Genomic DNA, 26,908 nt, shown 5'->3' with positions numbered 1-26,908 from the left:
TAAAGATAATTTTGTTATTTTAATTTACCATTAGGCAATAAAGGACATTCTCCCTACTCATCGTGCATTGCGAAGGAAAGCGCGACTCGGCTGCCGGCGCCCGATTCCGGTACGGCCGGCCACTGGAATTGCAAGAATGAAAACGTGATTTGTTGATCCAACGCAAAAACGAAGTGCGTCGATTTGGCATGCCAATAGCGATGCATGGCAATGGGGCGAGCAGTGGGATGCAGCAGGAAGGGGCGGTGACGCCGATCGGCCATGATCGACGCGGCGGCTGGTCGCCGATGGCGAACGCGACGACGCCATGAAAAAGGCCGCCCCGGAGAGCGGCCCGCTGGCTGGCGGCGGCCTCGCGGCCGCCGCTCAGGATCAGAACTTGCGGTCGTACATCAGCGAGAAGCGTGCATAACGTGGCGAGGTCAGCGACAGCGGGGTCTGGTACAGGCCGCTGACGTTGGCGCCGTTGTTGTAGGCCTCGGTCACGTTGCGCACCACCTGGCTATTGAACACGTTGAACACGTCGACGCGGAACTGCAGGCCCTTGACGAAGTTGGGCTTGTAGGCCACGTTCAGGTCGTAGCGGTGTTCCCACGGCAGGTTGCCCACCGTGCCGCGCGGGGTCAGCACGTTCTGCGAACGGGTCAGGCCGCCGCAGTAGAAGGTCTGGTTCGCATAGTTCGGCGAGTCGCCCGGATTGGCGGCGCTGCCGATGCAGCTGCGCGGACGGCCCGAGGCGATCAGCACGTTGGCGCCGACGACGATCTCTGGCGTGACTTCGTAGAAGCCGAAGGCCTTGAGCTGGTGCTTGCGGTGGTTCGGCAGGTAGCCGTACGCGCCTTCCATCAGCTCCGGATAGTCCCACGACGAGGTGACGGCGACGTCGGCCTGGCCGTTGTCCGAACGCACCTGGCCTTCGGTATTGCCCTTGTTGCTCGACCAGGTATAGCTGGCCTTGGCGTACCAGCCATTGCGGAACGGATGCTCCAGGAAGGTCTCGATCGACTTGTAGGTACGCTTCGGCTTGTCGAAGCCCTGGTCGGCCGCGGTCAGGTTCACCTGGGTCAGGCGCGACGGGTCGCCCGCGAAGTCGACCAGGAACTCATTGTCTTCACCCGGGTTGAAGGTCTGGCAGGTGTTGCCCCACAGCGGGTTCGTGATCGCGATGCCGTTGGCTTCGGCGAAGCGCTCGAACGGACGCACGTCGCAGAAGTCGTCGATGGTCGAACGCATCTTGCGGTAGATACCCTTGGCGCCGAAGTTCAGCGATGGCGAGAAGGCCTTCTCGAAGCCGAAGGTCAGCTCGTCCTGGTATTGCGGATCCATGTCGCGCGCCGCCAGGGTCTCGACCACCTTGTCCTGGCCGTACTCGTTGTTGCTCGACAGCGGCTGGCTCAGCTGCACCAGGCCGGTCGGCGCGCCGTTGGCGTCGGTGCCGGTATAGGTGAAGTACTGGGCGGTGTAGGTCGAGCGGCCGGCGCCGCGCACCGAGATATGGGTCGGGATCGGGACCGAGTAGCGGCCCAGGGTGCCGTACACCTTCAGGCTGGCGTCGCCGTTGACGTCCCACACCGCGGCCAGGCGCGGCTGGATCTGGTTCTTCATCTCCAGGAACGTGGTCTTGGTGTCGTTCTGGTTCTTGAACGATTCGTTGCGCACGCCCAGGGTCAGCAGCAGGTTCGGGGTCGCCTGGAAGCGGTCTTCCAGGTACCAGGCGCTCTGCTCGCCGAACGAATTGGTGACGGTCGAGAACAGGTCGCGGGTCACGTAGTAGCCCTGGCTGCCCAGCGGGCTGCCGGTGCTGGCCGGCGACGGGATCAGCACGCCGCTCGGTCCCGCGATCTGCGCGTTCGGGTTGGAGGCGCGGAAGTAGGTCCACATGCCGCCGCCGGCGCGCAGATCGCCCGCCGCGACCGACTCGACCTTGGTCTGGTCGAAGCCGCCGCGCAGGGTGTGGCGGCCGAGGCGCCATTCGACGTCGAAGCGGCCCGAGTCGACGATGTCTTCCGAACCCGGGGCCAGGATGTTGCCGCTGATGTTTTGCGGATTCGCATAGCTCAGGCCCGGCGCGCGCGCGTCGACGGTCGACGAGATCTGGAACAGGTCCGGACTGTAGCCGGTGAAGTAGTTCTCGTGCGGCGACTTGGCGCGGCCATACAGCGCGGTGACGGTCAGGTCGTCGGTCAGGTTGCCGACGTAGCGCAGGGTGTTGAGCTTGGCGCCGTTGTTGTCGACGTTGACCAGGCGCTGGGTCGAAGAGACGACACCGGTGCGGGTGCGGGTGGCGTAGTCGAAGCCGCTGTCCGCGCGGATCACCTCGGGCGTGTCGCCCATCGTGGTGAATTCGAGGCGGTGGTTGTCGCTGATGTTCCAGTCGAGCTTGGCCATGTAGCGCTCGACCTTGGTGTCGCGGTCGCGCCAGCCGACGGCGCCGTTGTTGGTGGCGACGCGGAAGCCGTTGACCAGGCCTTCTTCGGTGTCGTGCTTTTCGGCCGCGGCGAAGAAGAACAGCTTGTCCTTGATGATCGGGCCGCCGACGTAGGCGCCATACACCTTGCGGTCGACGGTGTTCTCGGCGCGCGCCAGGCGCAGGGTGCCGTCGGTGGCGGCGTTGTTCGGGGTGCCGGTGCGGCCGTAGTAGATGTCATACGGCGTCGCGCGCAGCGATTTCGGCTCCCAGGTCACCAGGCCGCCGGCTTCCCAGGTATTGGTGCCGCTCTTGGTGACGATGTTGACCACGCCGCCGATCGAGCGACCGAACTCGGCGCCGAAGCCGCCGGTCAGCACCTGCGCTTCGGCGATCGCGCCGAACGGAAGCTGGGCCGCGCCCAGGCCGGTCAGTGGATTGGTGACGGGGAAACCGTTGATGTAGTACGAGTTCTCGGAGGCCGCGCCGCCGCCGAACGAGGCGCCGCCGGCGAAGCGGGTGTCGGCCGTGGTGGTATTCGGGGCCAGCTGGATGATCGATTCAACGTTGCGGCCGATCGGCAGCGAGGCGAGCTCGCGGGCGTTGAAGGTGGCGCTGCTGCCGGCGCTGCTGGTGTCGATGGTGGCGCGGCGGCCGCTCACCTGCACGACCTGGGTGCCGCCGGCGGCCGGGGCGCTGGCGAAAATCGCCTCGCCGTTGCGGCCGATGCCGGTTTCGACGTCGACCGTCGCCACGTTGGCGCCGTCGCGCACCTGCGTCACGCGGTAGACGCCGCTCGGCAGCGAGCTGGCCACGAAGCGGCCCTGGGCGTCCGGGGTCAGCGTGCGGCGGATGCCGATGTCCGGGTTCTCGATCAGGATCTGGACATTGCTGCCCGGAGCGACGGTGCCGAACACGCTGCCGGAAGCGTTCGACTGCGCCATCGCGGGCGACATCACGGCCAGGCCCAGTGCGGCGCCGCCGAAGGCGATGCTCAGCGCGTGGACCAATACGGTTTTTTTCAACATGCGATTTTCCTGTCCTCTTGTCGGCCGCCCTCGTGAAGCGGCTGGTGTTGGTTTTTAGTTGTAATCCTACAGTTACTGCATTCGTAACTTTTCTCTCTCTAGGCAACTGACGACATATTCATTTATTTGATAACGCCGTGGAATTGCCTAAATTCATAAGACCATGGCATAACTTATTGTGTCAATGACACACATTGACAGTATGCATATATACAACACTCCCCCTGTGACAACAAAATGCCTGCAAATTAAATTCAGCCAAACTGGTGCAAAGACGCACAATGTTGGCCGCCTGACGCACCAAACCTGGGCCTTCTCGCAATATTCTGTCAAAAGTAAGTCTCGGCATATAAACGCCGTATTTACATTGCAGACGCGTATTCAGATGCAAATATTGTTCGGACAAATATCGAATTTGACTAATTTTTGTTGCATTTCGATCATCGTTTCCAGCATAAGTATATTTGTTCTACGACCAAATCAAGGGAAAGAAGGTCCGTCCTTACGCTCACGCGCTACCCAGTCTCATGTCGGGGGTCACGCCGGATCCCCGGCCCCGCGCCAGGGCCATCCATGGCCGCCGCTTTCCCCACACGGCTTTGATGACGGCAAGTAAAATGACGCTTTTGTTCGCCCCCTATCTTGTTGCCTCACCAGCAACCACTCCCCATGCTCCGTATCAACGAACTCAAACTCCCCCTGAACCACCCCGAAGCGGCCCTGCGCGACGCCATCCTGGCCCGCCTCGGCGTGCCCGACGCCGACCTCGTCGACTTCAGCGTCTACAAGCGCAGCTACGATGCGCGCAAGAAGGCCGCCATCGTGCTGACCTATTCGATCGACGCCGACGTGCGTGATGAAGCGGCCGTGCTGGCGCGCCTTGCGACCGACCAGCACGTGATGCCCTCGCCCGACGTCGGCTACAAGTTCGTGCAGGTGAACAAGCCGGCCCCCGGCACCCCGCGTCCGATCGTGGTCGGCACCGGCCCCTGCGGCCTGTTCGTGGCGCTGGTCCTGGCGCAGATGGGCCTGAACCCGATCATCCTGGAGCGCGGCAAGGTCGTGCGCGAGCGCACCGTCGATACCTTCGGCTTCTGGCGCAAGCGCAAGCTCAACACCGAGTCGAACGTGCAGTTCGGCGAGGGCGGCGCAGGCACCTTCTCGGACGGCAAGCTGTACAGCCAGATCAAGGACCCGCTGCACCACGGCCGCAAGGTGCTGACCGAGTTCGTGCGCTTCGGCGCGCCGGAAGAAATCATGTACGTCAGCAAGCCGCACATCGGCACCTTCCGCCTGGTCAAGATGGTCGAGCAGATGCGCGCCGAGATCGTCCGCCTGGGCGGCGAGATCCGTTTCGAGACGCGCGTGGACGACGTGCTGATCGAAGAGACCGGCGGCGTGCGCCAGGTGGTCGGCGTGCGCCTGGCCAGCGGCGAAGAGATCGCGACCCGCCACCTGACGATGGCGATCGGCCACAGCGCGCGCGACACCTTCCAGATGCTGTACGAGCGCGGCGTGTACGTCGAAGCCAAGCCGTTCTCGATCGGCTTCCGGGTCGAGCACCCGCAGTCGCTGATCGACGTCTGCCGCTTCGGCCCCAACGCCGGCAACAAGCTGCTCGGCGCGGCCGACTACAAGATCGTGCACCACGCCTCGAACGGCCGCTCGGTCTACAGCTTCTGCATGTGCCCGGGCGGCACCGTGGTCGCCGCCTCGAGCGAGGAAGGCCGCGTCGTCACCAACGGCATGAGCCAGTATTCGCGCGCCGAGCGCAACGCCAACAGCGCGATCGTGGTCGGCATCACGCCCGACGACTATCCGGGCCACCCGCTGGCCGGGATCGACTTCCAGCGCGAGCTCGAATCGCGCGCCTTCGTGCTGGGCGGCGGCACCTATGACGCGCCGGGCCAGCTGATGGGCGACTTCGTCAAAGGCAGGCCCTCGACCGAGTTCGGTTCGGTGACGCCGTCGTTCCGGCCGGCCGTGCACCTGACTGACCTGGCGACCTCGCTGCCGGATTACGCGATCCTGGCGCTGCGCGAAGCCTTCGTCGCCTTCGACAAGCAGATCAAGGGCTACTACAAGGAAGACGCGGTGCTTACCGGCGTCGAGACCCGCACCTCGTCGCCGATCCGCATCAAGCGCAATAACGACGACCTGCAAAGCCTGAACACGCGCGGCCTGTTCCCGGCCGGCGAAGGCGCCGGCTATGCCGGCGGCATCATGTCGGCCGCGGTGGACGGCATCCGCGTGGCCGAGGCGGTGGCCAGGGCGATGGCGGCCAGGTGAACGAGCAGGTGAGCGACCGCGCCGCCAGCGCCCAGGGCGTCGCTGCGCCGGCGCTGGCGATCCTGGGTTCGCTGGTGTCGGTCAATGCCGGCGCCGCCTGGGCCAAGGGCCTGTTCCCGGCGGTCGGCAGCGCCGGCGTGGTGGCGCTGCGGGTCGGATTGTCGGCCCTGATCCTGCTGGCCATCGTGCGGCCGTGGCGCTTTTCGCTGCGCCGCGCCGATGTGCCCGATCTCGTCATCTACGGCGTGATGCTGGGGGCGATGAACCTGTTCATCTACCGCTCGTTCGAACGCATTCCGCTCGGGATCGCGGTCGCGATCGAAGTCACCGGGCCGCTGGCGGTGGTCATCCTGTCCTCGCGCCATGCGCGCGACTTCCTGTGGGTGATCCTCGCCGGCGCGGGCTTGTGGCTGCTGCTGCCGGTGCGCGACGCGGCGAACGCGGCGACCGCGCTCGACCCGGCCGGCGTGGTCTATGCGCTGGCGGCGGCGTTCTGCTGGGCGATGTACATCGTGTTCGGCAAGCGGGTATCCATGCTGGACGGCGGCCAGGCGGTCTCCTGGGGGCTGCTGGCGGCCTGCGTGTTCGTGGTGCCGTTCGGCGTGATCCACGCCGGCGGCGACCTGCTGACGCCCGCGGTGCTGGGCGGCGGCCTGGCGGTGGCGCTGCTGTCGTCCGCCCTGCCCTATACGCTCGAGATGAAGGCGCTCAGGCGCCTGCCGCGGCGCGTGTTCGGCATCCTGGTCAGCGCCGGCCCCGCGGTGGCGGCGCTGGCGGGTTTCCTGCTGCTGGGCGAACGGCTCACCACCGTGCAATGGCTGGCGATCGCGCTGGTGACGCTGGCCTGCGCCGGCGCGGCGGCGACGGCCGATCGACGCTGACCGGCAGAGCCGTCCACGCGTTCATCACAGCCAGCCGGCCTTCTTGAAGCGGCGGTACAGGTAGGCGCACACGCCCACCATGGTCAGGAGCGCCAGCGGATAGCCCCACTTCCACTTCAGCTCCGGCATGAGCTCGAAGTTCATGCCCCACACGCCGGCGAAGGCCGTGAACACGGCGAAGATGGCGGCGTACGATGCCAGCTTTTTACTGACTTCGTTCTCCTCGATCGCCACCATCGACAGCGTCACCTGGATCGCGGTGTTGATCGTGTCGCGCACCGCGTCCAGGCGGCCGGCGATGCGGTACAGGTGGTCGTGCACGTCGCGGAAGTAATCCTGGGTCTCGGCCACCACGCCCGGCACCCGGCCGCCATACAGGCGGCCGACGGCGTCCATCAGCGGCACCGCGGCGTGGCGCAGTATCTGCGCCTTGCGCTTCAGTTCGTACAGGCGCTCGACGTTGGCGCGCTGCTTGCCCTGCATGCCGAAGATGTGGTCCTCGATCGATTCGAGCTCGGATTCGAGCATGTCGACCACCGGGAAATAGCGGTCGACCACGGCGTCGACCAGCGCGTACAGCACGAAGCCGGCGCCCTTCCTGAGTTGATGCGGCTCGCGCTCGGCGCGCGCGCGCACGCCCAGGAAACCCTGGCTGGCGTCGCGCCGCACCGACAGCACGTAGTTCTCGCCCGCGAACACGGCCAGCTGGCCGACGTTCAGTTCGTCCCCGGCCAGCTCCACGATCTGGGCCACGACGAACAGCGAGTCGCCGTATTCCTCGAGCTTGGGCCGCTGGTGGCCGCGCATCGCGTCTTCCACCGCCAGTTCGTGCAGGCCGAATTCTTCCTGCATCAGGGCGATGTCGGCGCTCGCCGGATCACGCAGGGCGACCCAGACGAAGGTGTCGTCCTGTTTCAGGTATTCGCTGATATCCTCGACCGGGATATCGGATAGTTTCTTGCCTTCCTGGTAGGCGACGCAGTTGATCAGCATGGGGTGAAAAATGAGGTGAAAAGGTAGAGCAGGCGATGCTGGAGCTTACACCACCGGCCGCCCTTTTCACCACCAGGCTTGACGACGAGGCTATTCTTCGCGCGCGCCGTCGATCCCCAGTTCCACGATCTTGCGCGTGATGGTGTTGCGCCCGATCCCGAGCCGCATCGCGGCGTCGTTCTTGCGGCCGTGCGTATGCTTGAGGGCTGTCCTGATCAGGGCCGATTCGAACTGGCGCCCAAGGATGTCCATCACGTCCATCTGCCCCGCGCTGAGCATGCCGGCGGCCTGCAGCTCCAGGAGGTCGATCCAGCCATCGGGCGAAGCCGGCGCCTGCGCCGCGGCCTGCATCACATACCCGCCCGCACCCACGCCGGCGCCGGCCACGGGCAACGCGCCCGTCCCCACCACGCCGTCGGCCAGCGGCACCGGATTCGCGCCGGCGCCCGCCTGGCCCTGGGTCAGGTCGCGCGGCAGGTCCTTGATCTCGACCGTCTGGCCGGGCGCCATCACGGTGATCCAGTTGCACAGGTTCTCCAGCTGGCGCACGTTGCCCGGCAATTCGAGGCCGGCCAGGAAACGCATCGCCTGCTCGCTCATGCGCTTCGGCTCGACGCCCAATTGGTGTGCGCTCTGCACCAGAAAGTGGCGCGTGAGGACCGGAATGTCGTCGCTGCGCTCGCGCAAGCTCGGCAGGCGCAGGCGGATCACGTTCAGGCGGTGATACAAATCTTCGCGGAACAATCCGTCGCGCACGCGCTGCTCGAGGTTCTGGTGGGTGGCGGCGATCACGCGCACATTGGCTTTCACCGGCTGGTGGCCGCCCACGCGGTAGAAGTGGCCGTCGGACAGCACGCGCAACAGCCGGGTCTGCAGATCGAACGGCATGTCGCCGATTTCATCCAGGAACAGCGTGCCGTCCTCGGCCTGCTCGAAGCGGCCGCGCCGCATCGCCTGGGCGCCGGTGAAGGCGCCGCGCTCGTGGCCGAACAGTTCCGATTCCAGCAAGTCCTTCGGGATCGCCGCGGTGTTCAGGGCAATGAAGGGCTGTTGCGCGCGCGGGCTGTGCTTGTGCAGGGCGCGCGCCACGAGTTCCTTGCCGGTCCCCGATTCGCCCGTGATCAACACGGTCACGTTCGACTGCGACAGGCGGCCGATGGCGCGGAACACCTCCTGCATCGCCGGCGCATGGCCCAGGATCTCGGGCGTCTCGGCCGGCAGCGCCTCGACGCTGGCCTCGCGCAGGCTTTCCTCCAGGGCGCGCCGGATCAGCGCCACCGCCTTGTCGATGTCAAAGGGTTTGGCGAGGTAATCGAAGGCGCCGCCCTGGAACGAGGACACCGCCGAATCGAGGTCCGAGAAGGCGGTGATGATGATGACCGGCAGGCCGGGATGGCGGGCCTTGACGGCCTGCAGCAGGTCGATGCCGGATTCGCCCGGCATGCGGATGTCCGACACCAGCACCTGCGGGGTGTCGGTTTCGAAGGCGGTCAGGGCCTCGCGCGCGTTGGCGAAGCTGCGGGTCTCCAGGCTTTCGCGCGCCAGGGCTTTTTCGAGCACCCAGCGAATCGATGCGTCGTCGTCGACAATCCAGATTGGTTTCATGTATTCGTGCTTCCCGCAACATGGATTCAATAAAGGACTGGTCGGCGCCCCGCTCGCCCGCGCTTATGGCAGGGGCAGCAGGATACGGAAATCCGTCAGTCCAGGCCGGCTTTCGCACTCGATCACCCCCAGGTGCTGCTGCACGAAGGTTTGCGCCAGCGTCAGCCCGAGGCCGCTCCCGCCGTCGCGCCCGGATACGAGCGGATAGAAAATGCGGTCGCGGATATCGGGCGCGATGCCCGGTCCATTGTCGATGATATGCAAGTCTAATGCCAGCCCGTAACGAACCTTCGCCAGGGTGACCTGGCGCGCCACGCGGGTGCGTAACGTGATCTCGGCGTCGCCCTGCGCCATGCGGCTCGCCAGGGCCTGGGCGGCGTTGTGGGCGATGTTCAGCACCACCTGGATCAGCTGCTCGAAATCGCCGCGAAATTCCGGGATCGAGGCGTCGTAGTCGCGCTTGATCGTCAAGCCCTGCGAGAATTCGGCCAGGATCAGGCTGCGCACCCGCTCGCACACCTCGTGGATATTGACGTCGCCGACGATGTGGGGCTTGCGGTGCGGCGCCAGCAACCGGTCGACCAGGGTTTGCAGGCGGTCGGCTTCCTTGATGATCACCTGCGTGTATTCCTGCAGCTCGAGCAGGTGGTGCGGCGGCAGTTCGAGTTCCAGCAACTGCGCCGCGCCGCGGATGCCGCCCAGCGGGTTCTTGATCTCGTGCGCCAGGTTGCGGATGAGTTCCTTGTTGGCCTGGCTCTGGTCGAGGATGCGCTCCTCGCGGTCGAGCTTCAACTGCTGCACGTTCTCGCGCAGCTCGATCAGGAGGGTGCCGTCGCCCAGCGCGCTGACGATGCTGTTCACGTGCAGCGGCTCGCGGTTGTTGCGCTGCAGGGTCAGGTCCTGGCGCAGGTCGGCGTAATGGTGGGCCAGCGCCTGGCAGATCAGGGCGGCCAGCTCGGCGCCGTTCTGGAACAGCTCGGGCAGCCGATGGCGCTGCAGCGACTTGAGCGACAGCTCCATCAGGTTCTCGGCGGCGGCGTTCGCATACAGCACTTCGCCGTCGGCGCCGGTCAGCAGCACGGCCGAGGCCAGCAGGTCGAGGCCGGCGTAGCGCGCCGGATCGCCCGCGTCAAAGGCGGAGGCGTCGTTCAAAGGTGGCAGGGTCATCTGATATTGCCGATCTCGCGCCGCAGCGCCTCGATATTGCGTTCGGTCCGGTTGATCTCGTCGCGCAGGGACGCCACCCGCGCCTGGTACTTGGCGTAGTTACGCTCGTTGCCCTGGCGCTCGGGCTCGCCGTTGTTGAATTCCTTCCTGAGGTCGGCCAGCTTGCGTTCCTCGATGCGCAGCTCGTCGCCCAGGATGTCGCGCCGCTCCTGGTCGCGCGCGCGCTGCACCACGTTGTCCACCCGCGGGAAACCCGACGGGGCGCTGGCGGCGGCCGGGCTCGGCGAGCTGGCCGAACCCGACCCGCCGGACGAACGCGGGGCCGGGATCGGCGCCGAAGCCGGCGGCGAGCTGTAGCCGGTGTCGATCAGCTGGCATTTGCCGACCTTGGTGTCGGTGTACAGGGGGCGGCCGTTGGCATCGAGACAGCGGTAGATCTGGGCCTGGGCCGAGGCGCCAAACAGCAGGGCGAACATGGCCACGGCGCCGTGAAAAACGATGTTTGTCATTCCAATCACTCGGTAGCTTGCATCAGCGGGAAGATGCATTGTAGTCGCGCCCGACTATACCCGAAGCAACAAAAAACGCGGGGAAAGCCATGGCTTTCCCCGCGTTTCGTGGCATCGCCGTCAAGCTTGGCGATGCGCAGGCACAACAGTATTGATCAACCGATCACGACGAGTAGTACATGTCGAATTCGGCCGGGTGCGGGGTCATGCGCAGACGCTGCACTTCGTTCATCTTCAGCTCGATGTAGGCATCGATCATGCTGTCGCTGAACACGCCGCCGCGGGTCAGGAACTCGCGGTCCTTGTCCAGCGCTTCCAGCGCTTCCTCGAGCGAGGCGCAGACGGTCGGGATCAGCTTGTCTTCTTCCGGCGGCAGGTGGTACAGGTCCTTGGTCGCGGCTTCGCCCGGGTGGATCTTGTTCTGGATGCCGTCCAGGCCGGCCATCATCAGCGCGGCGAAGCACAGGTAGACGTTGGCCAGCGGATCCGGGAAGCGGGTCTCGATGCGGCGGCCTTTCGGGTTTGCCACGTGCGGGATGCGGATCGAGGCCGAACGGTTGCGGGCCGAGTAGGCCAGCTTGACCGGGGCTTCGTAGCCGGGCACCAGGCGCTTGTACGAGTTGGTGCCCGGGTTGGTGATCGCGTTCAGCGCGCGTGCGTGCTTGATGATGCCGCCGATGTAGAACAGCGCGGTTTCCGACAGGCCGGCATAGCCGTCGCCGGCGAACAGGTTCTTGCCGTCTTTCCAGATCGACTGGTGCACGTGCATGCCCGAGCCGTTGTCGCCGTTGATCGGCTTCGGCATGAAGGTCGCGGTCTTGCCGTAGCTGTGGGCCACGTTCCAGATCACGTACTTCATGTTCTGGGTCCAGTCGGCGCGCTCGACCAGGGTCGAGAACTTGGTGCCGATTTCATTCTGGCCGGCGCCGGCCACTTCGTGGTGGTGCACTTCGACCGGGATGCCCATCGATTCGAGGATCAGCGACATTTCCGAGCGCATGTCCTGGAACGAATCGACCGGTGGCACCGGGAAGTAGCCGCCCTTGACGGTCGGACGGTGGCCGCTGTTGCCGCCTTCGATTTCCTTGTCGGTCGCCCACGACGATTCGTCCGAATCGATCTTGACGAAGCAGCCCGACATGTCGATCTTCCAGCGGATCGAGTCGAAGATGAAGAATTCTGGTTCCGGGCCGAAGTAGGCGGTGTCGCCGATGCCCGACGACTTCAGGTAGGCTTCGGCGCGCTTGGCGATCGAGCGCGGATCGCGGTCGTAGCCCTTGCCGTCCGACGGTTCGATGACGTCGCACTGCATGAACAGCGTGGTCTCTTCCATGAACGGATCGAGGTTGGCGGTGTTCGGGTCCGGCAGCAGGAGCATGTCCGAGGCTTCAATACCCTTCCAGCCGGCGATCGACGAACCGTCGAAGGCGTGGCCGGATTCGAATTTGTCCAGGTCGAAGTGCGACACCGGGACCGTGACGTGTTGTTCCTTGCCGCGGGTATCGGCGAAGCGTAAATCAACGAATTTGACTTCGTTATCCTTGACCAGTTGCATTACATCTGCGGCGGACTTTGCCATTCGGAATCTCCTAATTGAAAAAAGGATGTCGCGTCCTGAGACCGACAACTTGCATCATGTTGAAGCAGGAAGCATGCCAACTTGGTGACACACCCCGTGCCATCTCGTTTGCATGAGGCCATGCATAAATCGCTCTTGGGGGACCGGCCAGTTTACCCATAAAATCGCGTCGATCGGCAGACTTGCCGAAAGATTGTCAGTGCAGACTGGATGCACCAATCAAGTGCAAAAACATGCCGATGCACCATTCCAGAGCAGGATACACTGATCCATCGTGGTGCAGCGCAACCGAATGCCCAAAAACGGAACCAACATTATGACGATAGAAAATATTCTCGAGGAAGCGCGCCAACGTGGCGCAGGCCAGCCCTATGCCGGTGCAGTGACCCCGCAAGAGGCGTTCGAATTGCTCAAAAGCAGCCCGAAGGTCAAGCTGGTCGACGTGCGCACCAATGCCGAACGCGACTGGGTGGGCCGGGTCGCCATCCCCGACGCCCAGCACGCGGCGGTGCAGTGGGCCACCTATCCGGGCGGCGTGCCGAACCCGGACTTCGGCGCCCAGCTCGAACGCGTGGCGAACAAGGACGACACCCTGCTGTTCCTGTGCCGCTCGGGCGTGCGCTCGCGCCACAGCGCCCGCGTGGCGACCGAACTCGGTTATGCGAACGCCTTCGACATTCTCGAGGGCTTCGAGGGCGACAAGGATGGCGAAGGCCATCGCAAGACGATCGGCGGCTGGTGCAAGGCGGGATTGCCGTGGGTCGGGGCATGAGCGGGCAGCCCGGTGTCGGGATGAGCACCCCCATCGAACGCCTGGCGACGGCGCGAGAACTGGCCGACCAGGGCCGCTACGACGCCGCGCTGCAAGCGCTGGCCTGGTTCCACGAGCACGCGCTCGAACACGACCCGTCCCTGCAAGGCGTGCGCCGTTCCTACGCCCTGGCCGACTGGGCCATGCTGGCCGAGGCCCATCCGCCGGCGGCGGTGGCGCTCGAAGCGGTACGCGAGCGCAATACCGCCCTGCTGCTGGCCGGCCAGGGCAACCGCGACCACCTGCTCGACGTGGTCTCGATCGACCATGCGTGCGACCAGCCGGTGCGCACGCGCGACTTGTTCGTGAAGCTGGAAGCGCTGGCGCCGGCGCTGGCCGCTTCCTGCATCCGGGTCGTGCTGCCGCAGGTGATCGCCGCCGGCGACGCCGCGCTGGCCGAACGCCTGATGCCGAACCCGGAAGAAAACATCCGCCAGCATGCCGACTACCTGATGGACGCCTTCCGCGCGCGCCGCCAGCGGTTCACCGGCGCGCCCAGCATTCCGGCCGAAATCCACAATTATGTGCAGGACGTGAACGCCATCCTGGACGTGCTGGCGGCGCGCGGCCGGCACGCCGACGTGCGGCGCCTGCGCCGGCTGGCGGCCGACGCGATTCCCGCCACCACCCTGCGCCGCGAGGTGCGCGCAGCGCTCGTTCCCGGGGCGCCGGCATGGTACGAGCGCGGCGTCCCGCGCCGTCGCAACGAACGGGTCAGCTAGGGTTGGGCCTAATCGGGCCGGGGATCGCAGGCAGCGGACGAATCAGCCGTTTCCGCGCGCCGGATGGCCCGGCGCTGCGTGTTGGTCTGCTTCGCGGCCTGCTTCTCGGTTCGCTTCTCCGTCTGCTTCTCGGTCCGCGTCGCCGGCCGCGCCATCCTGCTGCCAGCCGCGTACGCGTTCGCGCACCAGGTGGATATGGCTGCGCAGCCGGTACAGTTCGTCCGCGTAGGCCAGCGGCACCGAGATGTGGTTGACGCGGTCTTCGAGGCTGTCCAGGCGTCGCTGCAAGTCGGTGCGCACCTTGTCGTCCGGCGCCGCGCCGCTGTCCTCGAACGCCTGCTCGATCGCGCGCAATTCGCCATACCAGCGGTAGACGCGCGAGCGCACCCGCCACACGTAGATCGGCGGCACGATCTTCGACAGCGGAATCAGGAGCGCGGTGAGCGCCACCACCACCACCCACAGGCGTTCGGCCAGGTTGGCCAGCCAGAAGCTCAGGTAGCGCTGCATGAAGGGCGGCCCGTCGCGGTAGTAGCGCGCGGCTTCCGGCGCCACCGGGATCTCGGTGTACTTGGGCGACGGAAACTGGCCCTGCTGCTGGAACCAGCCTGCCCCGCCGTGGATCTCGGTGGCGGCCTTCACCAGCAGGCCCACCAGGGCCGGATGGATTTCCTCGCGCGCCACCAGGGTCGCGGTCGGCGCGATCAGGTGGTAATCCTGGTCCGGGATATTGCGTCCCAGGTCGACGATCCCGCGCGGCAGCACCACGTGGGTAAGGAACGGCAGGCGCCGCGTGTACGCCTCGGCCTGGGCGAAGTCGAACAGCTTGACGCCGGGCGTCTGCAGCAGCATCTGGATCAGCGGCGCTTCCGGCGCCGACGCAAACACCAGGCCGTCGATACGGCCCGCCAATAGCTCCACCGTGGCCGGCGTATCGGCCAGGTCGCCGATGCGCACCTCCAGCGGCGCGATGCCGTTGGCGTCGAGCACCTGGCGCAGCAGGCGCGGCACGCCGGTGCCTTCCGGGCCCAGGTTGATGCGCTTGCCGCGCAGGTCGGTCAGCTTCGTGATGTCGGCGTCCGCGCGCAGGAACAGCCACACCGGTTCGGTGAACAGGCTGCCCAGCGACACCAGGTCCTGGCGCCCGGCGCTGTCCCCGGCATCGGCGTTCATCGTCTCGCCGTCGGTCGAGCCGCTCTGCACGAAGGCGACGTCGGCCTCGCCCGCCAGCAGGCGCCGCAGGTTGTCGCGCGAGCCGAGCGTCGGCGCCAGCGTCACTTTGATCTCGTCGCGCGCGAGCACGGCGGCGTACTGCTTGCCGAAGGTTTCGTAGGCGGAGTTTTCCTGGCCGGTGGCCAGGCGCAGGCTGCGCGGCGGCGCCGGATCGACCCACCAGTAGGCCAGCAGCAGCGCCGCGCCGACCAGCAGGATGGTCGGGCCGGAGGCCACGACCAGGTCGCGCAGCGAGACGATGCTGAAATTCTGCAGGCGCGCGCGCAGGCCTTTCACCTGCGCGCCGCCGCGCGCGCCCCGGCCTGGCTTCAGCGCACGCACTGGCGCTGGGCCGGCGCCGCCGGCGTCGCGCCCGGCGGCGCCGGCTCGATCATCGGCATCAGGCTCGGCGCCAGCGTCGCCAACAGCTGCACCGGCAGCGCGCTGGTGAAGTCGTAGTGTTCCGACTGCGGGCCATGCACATACGCCGTCATGCTGCCGTAGAAGCGTTCGCCGATATTGAACACGAACGTCGCCGACCGGTTCACGTAGCGCGATTCGACCAGGCGGCCGCCGCGCGCATACACGTCGAAGCGCTGGTCGCCGGTGCCGGTCTTGCCGCCCAGCGCGATGACGCTGCCGTCGGCCTGCACGAAGGCGGTCTTGACGCGCTTGGCGGTGCCGTCCGAGACCACGCCCTGGATGGCGTCGGCCACGGTGCGCGCGACTTCGGGCGCCAGCACCTGTTGCTTGCCGCCGCCCTTGTTGCGCTTGACCAGGGTTTCGTACGGCGTGTCCTTGGCGAAGTGCAGCGAATCGATGCGCTCGATGGGTTTACGCACGCCGCCGTTGACGATGATGCCCATCAGCTCGGCCAGCGAGGCCGGACGGTCGGCCGAGGCGCCCAGCGTGGTCGCGTACGACGGCACCAGCGAATCGAAGGGGTAGCCCATCTTTTTCCACTGGGCGTGGATCTTGAGGAAGGCCTCGACCTCGAGCAGGCCGGCGATGCGCTTGTCCTGGGCGTTCTTGCGGCTGGTCTTGAACAGCCATTGGTAGACTTCCTGGCGCTCCTTGACGCTGGCCGCCGTCACCTCGGACCAGGTGGCCTTGGGGTGGGTGCGCAGGTAGCTCACCAGCCACAGTTCGAGCGGATGCACCGAGGCCACGTAGCCGCGGTCGGCCAGCGACATATTGCGCGGATCGTACATCTCGTACATCTTCGGGATGCGTTCCGGATCGACCTCGTTGGCCGACGGCAGGGTCGCGTGGATGAAGGCGCCGAACTGGTCCAGCGTGGCGTTGGGCGCCACCGTGCGGTGGGCCGCGGCCAGCTTCGAGGCCAGCGGACGCACGCCGGAGAACAGCAGCGCTTCGATCTGCGCCGGGGTCTTGCCCTTGTACTTGTTCCAGAACTTGGCCAGGAAATCCTTGCCTTCGTTGTCGGCAAAGCGCGCCAGGTAGGCGGCGCGGCGCGGATCGTTGGCGTCGGCCAGCAGCTGGGCCGAGGAACCCGGCAGCTGGAACATGTAGTAGCGCACCACGTCGCGCATCATGCGCACGAACACCAGGTTCGTGGACTGGCGCAGGGCCTGGTGCACGTCCATGATCTTGCTGTCGTCGAGCTTGCTGAAGTTGCCGAACGTGTGCAGGCCGCCGCCGGTCATGAAGCGCTCGCCGGGGCTGGCCGAGTAGCGGCGCGCCATGGCGGCGTCGAGCATGGGCTTCAGGCCGCGGTCGGCGCCGTCCGGCAGGGTCTGGAAGTATTCCAGCGCCCATAGCGACAGGCGGTCCTTCGGATCGACCTCGACGCCGTGCAGGCCGATCTTGTCCAGCGGCGCGAAGCGCTTGTGCAGCTGGTCGACGATGTCGAGATAGGTCACCAGCGTGCGCAGCTTGGCGGTCGAGCCGAGGTCGAGCTTGGCGCCTTCGTTGATGTCGAGCGGCTGGTCGTAGTTGTCGGTCTGGACCCGCAGGTAGTTGACGTGCTCGCCCCGCTCCATCAGCGTGAAGCTGTACACCACCTGGGCCGGGTCGCCATTGCCGAGCATGCCCTTGCCGGTCAGGCCGGCCGCTTTGGCGTGCTCGGCGTCGGACAGCTGGCGCAGGGCCGCCGTCACCGCCTGCTGGGCAGTGCCGTCCAGGGTCGAGACCACCGACAGGTCGAGGCGGTCGACGTTGTACAGGCGCGTGTCGCCGATCAGGAAGCCGAGGTGGTTGCGCACCGCGTTGGCCGCCTTGCGCGACACGAAGGCGTCGGCCGGCGGCGGCGCCACGCCGCTGTGCAGGGCCGGCTGCAGTTTGGCGCTCAGGGCGGCGTCGCGCAGCTGGGGCGAGATCACGCCGGCCTGGGCCAGCACGCGCAGGTGGCTGTCGGTCAGGATTTCGAGGTCGGGCTCGCCGGCGCCCAGGTAATAGGCCGGGCGGCGCTGGGCAATCATCAGGGACAGCGCTTCCTTGTAGGCCAGCACGGCGTCCGGGCTCGTCATCGGGCCCTTCAGCATCTCGTTCACCTTGGCGAAGTCGCGGCCATACCAGACCCACAGGCCGTCGCCGATGCCGTTCACCTCGCCATAGCCGGACTTGGCCGACAGCGGCACCGTGTTCAGGTAGTCGAGCACGATCTGGCGGCGCGCACCGGTGGTGTCTTCGCCGTCCTGGTAGGCGCGCAGGGTGGCCGAGGCCATCTGGATGATCTTGTCGGTGGTCGAGCTGGTGCGACCTTCAGGCGAATGCCGGTACTTCTCGATCTGGGTCGCCAGCGTGCTGCCGCCGGCCACGCGGCCGGCGCCGCCCAGGCCGACGCTGGACAGGCTCTTGTCGAACACCGCCTTCGAGAAGCGGTCCCATTCGACCGCGGGGTTGCGGCGCGGATTGCTGGCGTCGAGCAGTTCGCGGTTCTCAATGAACAGCAGGCTCTGCACCAACAGCGGCGGCGCGGCGTCGAACTTGTCGTAGAAGCGCTCGGGGAAGCGCGAGGTATAGATCGGCTGCGCGCGGCAATCGAGGATCTCGAGGCCGACCTTGGTTTTCTCGTGGTAGGTCGCATACAGGCCGAGGTCGGCCATCTTGAGCATCTGCGGCGAGATGCGCGCCTGGCTTGCTATCGCATAGTCGCGCGTCTGCAGCCGCTCGAGGTAGCGCGGCAGGCCGGCATAGCCGAGCCGGGTGTCATACGGGCTGGCGGCCGGGAAGCGGATCGCCTCGCTGGGACCGTTTTCCATGCGGAAGGTCAGCTCGCTGGCCATGTCGGCAAACATTTTCGCCTGCAGGCGCGAGGTGCGCGTCTCCAGCACCACCCAGGCCGCCAGCAGCGCGGTCAGCGCCAGCAGGCCGAGCACCAGCCACAGCTTCCAGCGCCGCTTGCGCGGGGCTGGCTCGTCGTCGCCGGGTTCGCCCGCCGGGCCGGCGGGAATGCCGCCGTTGCCCGCCAGGTGCGGAAAGGCTTCGTACAGGGGGACGTCATTGCCGCCGGCCGCGAGCGCAGGCGCGCCCTCCACGGCCGCGCTCGCGGCACTGGCGCCCTCCGGCGCCGCGGAAGTCGCGACCGCCTCGCCGAAGCTCGGCTCGAAGGTCGGCTCACTGCGCTCGTTGGCGGCACGTTTGTCGGACACATTGCTTGGCCGTCGTTGACGGCGAATACTTTCCATGATGGCTTAACCGGTCTGAATCAAAACGCTAGCAATCCCCGCCAACCTGCTCGCCATCCGTGGTGCTGCTGGTCCGTTCGAGTGATCGTGATCTTTGTTAGTTCGCGTACGGTGCGATCCCACTCCAGACCGCACCATCCGTAGGCAATATTCCACCACATCAATACGTCCTACGCGAGGCGCCGTTTAACAAATTTGCTGCGCTTGGAATATTTTCGCAAAAAAACAACGAGGTCTTGGCTGAGTGATATTGAAGCGTGCAATTCAAGCAAGCACCCCCGGTAGTTATAGCTACCAATATTTAACGCGCTGGAAATGCCTTCGGTGCACAGCCAAGTTTGATCCATGTCGAAAAGGGGATCACGCGGGCTGCGTCGCCGCTTCCGCGCGCAGTTCTTCCAGTGCTTGCAGGCAGTAATACTGGAACCAGAGTCCGGCGAACAGGAAGATCATGACGTACAGCCACAGCGACACCAGGGCCAGGATCGGGAACAGCACGATCGACAGCACCGCGCCGCCCATCCAGACGATGCCCGGCAGCGCGCCGGCCAGGCCGGTGACGAAGCCGATGGCGAGCAGGGCCGGGCGGCGGCGGCGCATCAGCGCCAGGCGTTCGGCCTGGGTGGCGTGGGCCGCCAGCGCGTCGTAGGTCATCACGCGCGACGTCACCCAGGCCCACAGGCTGGCCTGCACCAGCCAGGCCAGCGGCGGCACCGCGTACAGCGGCAGGGTGAACAACCACAGCAGGGCGAACACGGCGACGCTGCCCAGGTTGATCGCCACGCTGCCGAAGAAGGAGCCGCCCTCCTTCCTGGCAAGCTGGGGAAAGTGGCGCTTGCCGACATAGGCTTCGATGGCCGGCATCGCCACCACGCCCACGAACAGCAGGGCCGAGCCGATCTTGAGCGGCAGCAGCAGCACGATCGCCAGCAGCGGCACCACCATCACCTTGAGCATGCCCAGGCCGACCATCTCCAGCATGCTGCCGCTGGTCTCGAAACCGCCGTACTCGACGAACATGCCGTGCAGCCAGTCGAGCAGCGGCTGCAGGCCCAGCCACATGCCCACGCTCCACAGGCTCAGCGCCAGCAGCAGCGGCGCCAGCGACAGCAGCAGCATGCGGCCGCTGAACTGCGCGCGCAAGGCGCGCCGGCAGGCAGTCAATACACCGTTCATCGGGCTTTCCTTTGCAGCATGGTTTCTCCTGATGGCATGGCGGGATGGGATCAATGCCGCCATTTTACGTGATGGCACTTTCCGGACCCATGGACTACAATCGTCGTTCTATCTGAACAACAAGGAAGACCATGTCCACCATCACCACCGATTCCGGCCTGCAATACGAAGACCTCGTCACCGGCGACGGCGCCGAGGCCAAGGCCGGCCAGCACGTCACCGTGCATTACACCGGCTGGCTGCGCAACGACGACGGCAGCCTGGGCGCCAAGTTCGATTCGAGCAAGGACCGCAACGACCCGTTCGAGTTCGCGCTCGGCGCCGGCCACGTGATCCGCGGCTGGGACGAAGGCGTGCAGGGCATGAAGGTCGGCGGTTCGCGCCGCCTGACCATCCCGGCCAGCCTGGGCTACGGCGCACGCGGCGCCGGCGGCGTGATCCCGCCGAACGCCACCCTGATCTTCGACGTCGACCTGCTGGCCGTCTGAGCGCGGGTGATTGAAAAGTAAAACGCGCCCCATGCGCCGTCCGTGACGGCGCATGGGGCGACGGTTTCTCCGTGCGCCGTCCTGGCGCCGGCTTTTGAACATCTCCTCTAAAGTGCGGCCCGATGTCCCGCGCCCGCCCGTCTCCTGGGCTAAGATGCCTGCCGCGTTGTCCTAGCGACAATATCGCAATCAACCATCACAGGAGTTTCCATGAGCTTGCAGGAACAGTTCAACCAGGCCCAGATCGATTCGAAGAACCTGTCGGAGCGTCCCGACAACATGACCTTGCTGAAGATTTACGCGCTGTTCAAGCAGGGCTCGAGCGGCGACGTGAGCGGCGAGCGTCCTGGCATGACCGATTTCGTGGCGCGCGCCAAGTACGACGCCTGGGCCGGCCTCAAGGGCACCTCGCAAGAGGAAGCCCAGCAGCAGTACGTCGACCTGATCGACGAGCTGAAGGGCTGAAGGGCTGATCGTTCGCCACGGATTGATCGCTATCCAGGTTCGCACCGGTAGGGTCGGCGGGTTTCCCGCCGACGCGGCGATTGCCAGCCGCTCCGGCGCCGCGCCGGATGATCTCGCCGCCAACCATCACCGCGTCGGCGGCGCAGCCGCCGACCCTACGCGGCGGCGGCGAAGGTCTTGCGCATCTTTTCCGCCACCTTGGCCTCGATGGCCGGCGCGAACGCGCCCATGAAGAAGCCCAGGCGGATGCGCATCGCGGCGCGCCGGTCTTCCAGGGTCAACATGCCCTCCACGCCGCTGCGCTCGAAGCGCAGCACATCGCCGTCCCACTTGCATTCCAGCCCGTATTCGGCCGCGATACGCTGCGCCACCTTCTCGGCCGCCGAACGCGCCGCGTCCGGGCTCAGGCTGTGCTGCTGGACGATGCTGATTTCCGCCATCTGACTGATCCTTCCTGAATCGATTGCAAACAATCCGCCATGATGCCAGTTGCGGCCGGGCTATGCCAGAGCTCGCTACAACAGCCCGAGCGCACACAGGCTTGACGGGTATCAAAGCGTGCCCAGCAGGGAGCGCGAGGATGAAGGCGCCAGCCCGTCATTTACGCGAGGAATCAATATGGAAAGCCCCGTCGTGCAGCCGAACCGCCTGTTGCCGAGCGACCCCGATGCGCCGCCGGTCGCGCAGCCTCCGGTGCGCTTTGTCCCCACCCCGAGCGCCCCCTACCGCCAGCAGCAGCGCGCCGCGCGCCTGCTCGAAGAACCCGAGCTCCCCGATCCGGCCGCGCCATCGGCCACTGAACCACCGCCGCACGCCTTCGGCGCCCGCGTCCTCATCTGGAAGCAAGATCCCTCGGTCAGCGAAATCGGCACCCGCAAGGCCTTCCTGCCCGGCGTGGTGCTGGCCGGCCCGCGCGACGCCCGCATCGCCCCCGGCGAGCCGGGCATTCCTGCGGTCGAGCCCAATGCCTTCGGCGACTTCGTCACCCAGCCCGACACGCCGCAGTTCGACGCCGTCCATACCTTCGTCGTGGTGCGCCAGACGCTCACCATGTACCAGCGCGCCCTGGCCGCCGCCGGCAGCGCCATGCCGCTGCCCTGGCAATGGAACAGCAGTACCGACACGCAGCCGCTGCTGGTCTTCCCGCACGGCCTGCCGAACGTCATGAACGCCTTCTACAGCCGCAACCAGGCCTGCCTCAAGTTCGGCGACTTCATTCCCAACGGCGCGAGCGAACGGGTGTTCACCTGCCGCTCGCTCGACATCGTGTCGCACGAGACCGCCCACGCGGTGCTCGACGGCATCAAGCCGCGCTGGCTGCAGGCCGACGCCCCGCCCCAGACCGGCGGCCTGCACGAAGCCTTCGGCGACCTCACCGCGATCTTCCTGGCCCTGTCCCAGCTCGACCAGTGCGAAGCGGTGATCGCCCAGACCAAGGCCGACCTGCACGACAAATCCTTCCTGACCGACATCGCCGAGCAGTTCGGGCTGGCGCTCGGCAACAGCACCGGCCTGCGCAATGCCGACAACGACCTCAAGCTGAGCGAGGCCGGCACCCAGGTGCACGCCATCTCGCAGGTGTTCACCGGCGCCGTCTACGATGTGCTGGCCGACCTGTTCGCACATGAGCGCGATCCCGGACGCGAAGACTGCGCCGCCGTCCTGCACCGGGTGGCCGGCTACCTGAGCGGCGTGCTGCTGCGCGCCCTGATCGCGGCGCCCGACGAAGCCGCCACCTATGCCGACGTGGTCAACGCCATGCTCCAGGCCGTCACCAGCGACGGCAGGCCGGCCGCCTATGCCGACGCCATCCGCCACCAGTTCAGCCGGCGCGAAGTCGTCGAGGCCGGCCATGGCGGCGCCCCCGACGCGGCGGCGTCCTTCGTTCCCGGGCTGCCCCTGGCGGCGCGGGTCTGCGACGCCCCCGGCGCGCGCCAAGACCGGCGCGCCTGCTGCGGCACCATGCAGCTGGCCGAATACGATTGCGCCGAGCGCGTGCTGGATGGCGAGGCGCGCCTGCTGGCGCGCTGGTGCTTCGAGCATGGCCGCCACGGGCCGGCGCTGCCCGGCCCGTCCGCCTCCCCGTCCGATTCGTCCGCCGAACCGTCGATGCTGGCATGAAGATCAGCGCCCGCGCCTGCGGCGGCTTTGCCGGGCTGGCCGAATCCTACGAGCTCGATACGGCCCGCCTGGCCGACGGGCCGGCGCTCGAGACGCTGCTGCGGCGCCTCGACTTCTTCGGCGCCGCCCCCGCCTGCCAGGTCGGCGCCGACCTGCCGCGCTGGGAAATCACGGTCGAGGACGGCGAGCGCTGCCACACGGTGTCCCTGCACGAGGACGGCAGCGGCGGCCAGTGGCAACACCTGCTCGACTACCTGCGCCGGGCCGGCGGGGCCGGATCTGGCGGTCACGCACGGTCGTGACGTTACCTGCCGGGGTGGTTTGTTTATCCCGGTCAACGACCAACGCAGGGCAGCTTGACAGCCAAAAAAACCGCACGCTCGTGCGGATTTTTCATTCATTTGCTTATGTAGATTGTGTATATAGGCGAGTTTGTGAGAAAAGCCGAATTGCCCTAAAATACAGTGCTTTGCTCTGTCCGGCCGGCCAATTTCGGGTAATTCCCGTCACGCGCCCGGCGACGCGACATCCCACCAATTGATAGGACTGTTATGACCCACGTTGTCACCGAATCGTGCATCCGTTGTCGTTACACTGACTGCGTCGATGTATGCCCGGTAGATTGTTTCCGGGAAGGCCCGAATTTCCTCGCCATCGACCCTGACGAGTGCATCGACTGCGCCGTCTGTGTCGCCGAGTGCCCGGTGAATGCGATCTATGCCGAAGAAGACGTGCCTAGCGACCAACAGCAGTTCATCAAGCTGAACGCCGATCTCGCGCGCTTCTGGCCGTCGATCACCAAGACCAAGCCGGCCCTGCCAGACGCGGACGATTGGAAAGACGTCAAGGAAAAGCTCGACCAACTGGCCCGCTGATACCGCCGCTGCGCCGCCCGTTCGGCGCCGGCCCGGGGTCGTTCTGCATGGCAGTGCTGGCTGCCATCGCCTCACCAATCAAAAATCACAGGAAGTAAGCGCATGACTATCAGTGCCACCCACGAAGCGGGCAGCATCGCTCCCAACAGTTCGTTCGCCGGCGCCATCGAAGCGGATGCCGTGATCATCGGCGCGGGCCCGGTTGGCCTGTTCCAGGTGTTCGAACTCGGCCTGCTCGAAATCAAGGCCCACGTCATCGATTCGCTGCCCGCCGTCGGCGGCCAGTGCGTGGAACTGTATCCGGACAAGCCAATCTATGACATCCCTGCCGTCCCGGTGTGCACCGGCCAGGAACTGACCGACAACCTGCTCAAGCAGATCGAACCGTTCGAGCCGACCTTCCACCTGGGCCAGGAAGTCACGACCGTCCAGCGCCGCGAAGACCAGCGCTTCAACGTCGAGACCTCGACCGGCACCCGGTTCATCACCAAGACCATCTTCATCGCGGCCGGCGTCGGTTCGTTCCAGGCGCGCACGATCAAGGTCGACGGCATCGACAAGTACGACGGCGAGCAGCTGTTCTATCGCGTCAAGGATCCGGCACGCTTCGAAGGCAAGAACATCGTCATCTGCGGCGGCGGCGACTCCGCGCTGGACTGGGCCCTGAACTTCGTCGGCAAGGCCGAGTCGGTCGTGCTGGTGCACCGGCGCGAGGATTTCCGCGCCGCCCCGGCCTCGGTCGCCAAGATGAAGGCCTTGTGCGACGAGTACGAGATGCAGCTGATCACCGGCCAGGTGACCGGTTTCGACGAAAAGGACGGCCAGCTGACCGAAGTGAAGGTCACCGGCGCCGACGGCGTCACCCGCCGCGTGCCGCTGGACATGCTGCTGGTGTTCTTCGGCCTGTCGCCGAAGCTGGGTCCGATCGCCGACTGGGGCCTGGACATCGAGCGCAAGCAGCTCAAGGTGATGGATACCGAGAAGTTCGAGACCAACGTCCCGGGCATCTTCGCCGTCGGCGACATCAACACCTATCCGGGCAAGAAGAAGCTGATCCTGTCGGGCTTCCACGAAGCCGCGCTGGCCGCCTTCGGCGCCGCGCCGTACATCTTCCCGGACAAGAAGATCCACATGCAGTACACGACGACCTCGCCGAAGCTGCACAAGATCCTGGGCGTCGAAACCCCGGTGTTCGACTAAGGACTTGTCCCGGCAGAGAACCTGTCCCGGCTGGCAGGAATCGCCCTGCCGGGTTTGACGCTGCCGCGCCACGTTCAGTAACTTGGCGGCGACAAAGTCCCCTGAAACGCCCCGCCCTGCGGGGCGTTTTTCTTTATGTGGGCCGCCCAACGGAGCGGGTCCGGGTAAATATGCTACAAGAGCACTATGCACAAGGGATCGCGCAACCCCTTGTTTCCACCCGCCAATGCAAATCCCCTATAATCGGATGAAGCTTATGCGCGGGCGATATCAGCGCAGTGTCAATACGAAGGATTACTTTATGCTTTATCAACTGCACGAGATGCAACGCTCCTTCCTGACCCCGCTGATGCAGTGGGCCGATGCGTCTTCGAAACTGTTTTCCAATCCCGTGTCGCCGTTTGCGCACACCCCGTTTTCCCAACGTATCGCCGCCGGCTACGAGCTGATGTACCGTCTCGGCAAGGAATACGAAAAACCGGCCTTCGGCCTGAAGACCACCACCATCAATGGTGAAGAGATCGGGATCAATGAGCGCATCGTCGTCGACAAGCCGTTCTGCGAGCTGCTTCACTTCAAGAAAGACATGAGCGACGCCGCCTTCGCCGCCCTCGACCAGCCGACGGTGCTGGTGGTGGCGCCCTTGTCGGGCCACCACGCGACGCTGCTGCGCGACACCGTGAAAGCCCTGCTGGTCGACCACGACGTCTACATCACCGACTGGACCGACGCCCGCATGGTGCCGCTGGCCGACGGCCCCTTCCACCTGGACGACTACGTCTTCTATGTGCAGGACTTCATCCGCCACCTGGGCCCGGACGTGCACGTGATCTCGGTGTGCCAGCCGACGGTGCCGGTGCTGGCCGCGATCGCCCTGATGGCGAGCAACAAGGATCCGAAGCTGCCCAGGACGATGACCATGATGGGCGGCCCGATCGACCCGCGCAAATCGCCGACCGCGGTCAACGACCTGGCCATCGAAAAGCCGTACGCATGGTTCGAGAACACCGTGATCTACGCGGTGCCGGGCAATTACCCGGGCTTTGGACGCAAGGTCTATCCGGGCTTCCTGCAGCACGCCGGCTTCATCGCGATGAACCCGGGCCGCCACGCCCAGAGCCACCGCGAGTTCTACCAGCACCTGGTGCGCGGCGACGACGATTCGGCCGAGGCGCACCGCAAGTTCTACGACGAATACAACGCCGTGCTCGACATGCCGGCCGAATACTATCTCGATACCATCAAGACCGTGTTCCAGGAATACAGCCTGCCGAAGGGCACCTGGAAAGTCGGCGGCCAGCTGGTGCGCCCGCAAGACATCGAGTCGGTCGCCCTGCTCACCGTCGAAGGCGAGCTGGACGACATCTCGGGCCTGGGCCAGACCAGCGCCGCGCTGACCCTGTGCAGCAGTATCCCGAAAGACAAGAAGCACGACTTCGTGGTCGAGAAAGCCGGCCACTACGGCATCTTCTCGGGCCGCCGCTGGCGCGAGATCGTGTGTCCGAAGATTACCGAGTTCATCCGCGCGAACGGATAAACCAGGCACCACAAACCGCAAAAGCCGTGGCACGCCACGAATTACGCTAAGTTAAGGCGAAAGTCTTCTTGAGTTAGCGTAAAAACGTCGTCCCCACGAAGGTGGGGACCCAATCTTGCAAGCGATTCGACGACGTTTGCAGAACTTGGGTCCCCGCCTGCGCGGGGACGACGTATTTGATGGCTGGCTCAGC

21 protein-coding genes are annotated in these 26,908 nt (G+C 65.8%); 11 read left to right on the top strand and 10 right to left on the bottom strand.

The genetic code is table 11. The features are described from left to right. Positions 1 to 372: 372 nt before the first annotated feature. Positions 373 to 3,435, bottom strand: coding sequence for a TonB-dependent receptor (locus ABIB38_RS20480; RefSeq protein ID WP_429206543.1), 3,063 nt, complete (start codon positions 3,433 to 3,435; stop codon positions 373 to 375). 669 nt (positions 3,436 to 4,104) lie between these two features. On the opposite strand from ABIB38_RS20480, the gene ABIB38_RS20475 reads away from it, so the two are divergent. Beyond that, entirely contained in the window at positions 4,105 to 5,724 is a 1,620-nt protein-coding gene (locus ABIB38_RS20475) for an NAD(P)/FAD-dependent oxidoreductase (protein WP_429206542.1), read from the top strand. Then, positions 5,721 to 6,605 carry an EamA family transporter gene (locus tag ABIB38_RS20470; protein WP_429206541.1) on the top strand — a complete coding sequence of 295 codons (885 nt, stop codon included), beginning with the start codon at positions 5,721 to 5,723 and terminating at the stop codon, positions 6,603 to 6,605. Before ABIB38_RS20475 ends, ABIB38_RS20470 begins: the two co-directional genes overlap by 4 nt. 24 nt (positions 6,606 to 6,629) lie before the next feature. Here the strand turns inward: ABIB38_RS20470 and corA are convergent, their stop codons facing one another. From corA to glnA, 5 genes are all read right to left on the bottom strand, one after another. Then, entirely contained in the window at positions 6,630 to 7,598 is a 969-nt protein-coding gene (corA, locus tag ABIB38_RS20465) for a magnesium/cobalt transporter CorA (protein WP_429206540.1), read from the bottom strand. A 90-nt stretch (positions 7,599 to 7,688) separates the two neighbouring features. After that, entirely contained in the window at positions 7,689 to 9,203 is a 1,515-nt protein-coding gene (gene ntrC / locus ABIB38_RS20460; RefSeq protein ID WP_429206539.1) for a nitrogen regulation protein NR(I), read from the bottom strand. A gap of 63 nt (positions 9,204 to 9,266) precedes the next feature. Next, positions 9,267 to 10,370, bottom strand: a complete 1,104-nt coding sequence (glnL, locus tag ABIB38_RS20455; RefSeq protein WP_429206538.1) for a nitrogen regulation protein NR(II) — start codon at positions 10,368 to 10,370, stop codon at positions 9,267 to 9,269. Continuing rightward, on the bottom strand, positions 10,367 to 10,879 hold the full coding sequence (locus ABIB38_RS20450; RefSeq protein ID WP_429206537.1) for a DUF4124 domain-containing protein: 513 nt from the start codon (positions 10,877 to 10,879) through the stop codon (positions 10,367 to 10,369). The genes glnL and ABIB38_RS20450 overlap by 4 nt, the downstream gene beginning before the upstream one ends. A gap of 163 nt (positions 10,880 to 11,042) precedes the next feature. Next, entirely contained in the window at positions 11,043 to 12,458 is a 1,416-nt protein-coding gene (gene glnA, locus ABIB38_RS20445; protein ID WP_429206536.1) for a type I glutamate--ammonia ligase, read from the bottom strand. A gap of 316 nt (positions 12,459 to 12,774) precedes the next feature. Here glnA and ABIB38_RS20440 point away from each other — a divergent pair, with 316 nt between their 5' ends. Together ABIB38_RS20440 and ABIB38_RS20435 are read left to right on the top strand one after the other, a co-directional pair. Beyond that, positions 12,775 to 13,230, top strand: a complete 456-nt coding sequence (locus ABIB38_RS20440; RefSeq protein WP_429206535.1) for a rhodanese-like domain-containing protein — start codon at positions 12,775 to 12,777, stop codon at positions 13,228 to 13,230. A gap of 20 nt (positions 13,231 to 13,250) precedes the next feature. Then, positions 13,251 to 13,991, top strand: a complete 741-nt coding sequence (locus ABIB38_RS20435; protein WP_429206534.1) for a hypothetical protein — start codon at positions 13,251 to 13,253, stop codon at positions 13,989 to 13,991. Between the two features lie 42 nt (positions 13,992 to 14,033). Here the strand turns inward: ABIB38_RS20435 and ABIB38_RS20430 are convergent, their stop codons facing one another. From ABIB38_RS20430 to ABIB38_RS20420, 3 genes are all read right to left on the bottom strand, one after another. Next, a complete protein-coding gene (locus tag ABIB38_RS20430) occupies positions 14,034 to 15,536 on the bottom strand; it encodes a TAXI family TRAP transporter solute-binding subunit (protein WP_429206559.1) in 1,503 nt (500 codons plus the stop codon). Then, positions 15,533 to 18,853, bottom strand: a complete 3,321-nt coding sequence (locus ABIB38_RS20425) for a transglycosylase domain-containing protein (RefSeq protein ID WP_429206533.1) — start codon at positions 18,851 to 18,853, stop codon at positions 15,533 to 15,535. The genes ABIB38_RS20430 and ABIB38_RS20425 overlap by 4 nt, the downstream gene beginning before the upstream one ends. 360 nt (positions 18,854 to 19,213) lie before the next feature. Further along, entirely contained in the window at positions 19,214 to 20,029 is an 816-nt protein-coding gene (locus tag ABIB38_RS20420; RefSeq protein WP_429206532.1) for an EI24 domain-containing protein, read from the bottom strand. 131 nt (positions 20,030 to 20,160) lie between these two features. Here ABIB38_RS20420 and ABIB38_RS20415 point away from each other — a divergent pair, with 131 nt between their 5' ends. After that, positions 20,161 to 20,517, top strand: a complete 357-nt coding sequence (locus ABIB38_RS20415) for an FKBP-type peptidyl-prolyl cis-trans isomerase (RefSeq protein WP_429206531.1) — start codon at positions 20,161 to 20,163, stop codon at positions 20,515 to 20,517. Positions 20,518 to 20,727: 210 nt separating this feature from the next. Continuing rightward, on the top strand, positions 20,728 to 20,982 hold the full coding sequence (locus ABIB38_RS20410) for an acyl-CoA-binding protein (RefSeq protein WP_429206530.1): 255 nt from the start codon (positions 20,728 to 20,730) through the stop codon (positions 20,980 to 20,982). Between the two features lie 155 nt (positions 20,983 to 21,137). Here the strand turns inward: ABIB38_RS20410 and ABIB38_RS20405 are convergent, their stop codons facing one another. Next, positions 21,138 to 21,422, bottom strand: a complete 285-nt coding sequence (locus ABIB38_RS20405; protein WP_429206529.1) for a polyhydroxyalkanoic acid system family protein — start codon at positions 21,420 to 21,422, stop codon at positions 21,138 to 21,140. Positions 21,423 to 21,600: 178 nt separating this feature from the next. Between ABIB38_RS20405 and ABIB38_RS20400 the strand changes: the two genes are divergently transcribed. The 5 genes from ABIB38_RS20400 to ABIB38_RS20380 all read left to right on the top strand — a co-directional run bounded on the left by ABIB38_RS20400 (position 21,601) and on the right by ABIB38_RS20380 (position 26,715). Next, positions 21,601 to 23,103: a hypothetical protein gene (locus ABIB38_RS20400; protein ID WP_429206528.1), complete on the top strand. Its 1,503-nt coding sequence runs from the start codon at positions 21,601 to 21,603 to the stop codon at positions 23,101 to 23,103. Beyond that, positions 23,100 to 23,405 (top strand): protealysin inhibitor emfourin, encoded by a 306-nt coding sequence (locus ABIB38_RS20395; protein ID WP_429206527.1) that lies wholly within the window; start codon positions 23,100 to 23,102, stop codon positions 23,403 to 23,405. The genes ABIB38_RS20400 and ABIB38_RS20395 overlap by 4 nt, the downstream gene beginning before the upstream one ends. A gap of 249 nt (positions 23,406 to 23,654) precedes the next feature. Next, the gene (gene fdxA / locus ABIB38_RS20390) at positions 23,655 to 23,978 is read left to right on the top strand and encodes a ferredoxin FdxA (RefSeq protein ID WP_429206526.1); all 324 of its coding nucleotides are present in this window, start codon (positions 23,655 to 23,657) and stop codon (positions 23,976 to 23,978) included. 102 nt (positions 23,979 to 24,080) lie between these two features. Next, a complete protein-coding gene (locus ABIB38_RS20385) occupies positions 24,081 to 25,178 on the top strand; it encodes an NAD(P)/FAD-dependent oxidoreductase (RefSeq protein WP_429206525.1) in 1,098 nt (365 codons plus the stop codon). Positions 25,179 to 25,479: 301 nt separating this feature from the next. Then, the gene (locus ABIB38_RS20380; protein ID WP_429206524.1) at positions 25,480 to 26,715 is read left to right on the top strand and encodes a polyhydroxyalkanoate depolymerase; all 1,236 of its coding nucleotides are present in this window, start codon (positions 25,480 to 25,482) and stop codon (positions 26,713 to 26,715) included. The last annotated feature ends 193 nt before the right edge of the window (positions 26,716 to 26,908 follow it).

This window comes from Massilia sp. UYP11 (assembly GCF_050434805.1).
Lineage (GTDB): Bacteria > Pseudomonadota > Gammaproteobacteria > Burkholderiales > Burkholderiaceae_D > Telluria.
Note: the sequence above shows the minus strand (reverse complement) of the source record. Positions and strands in the feature narration are given on the sequence as shown.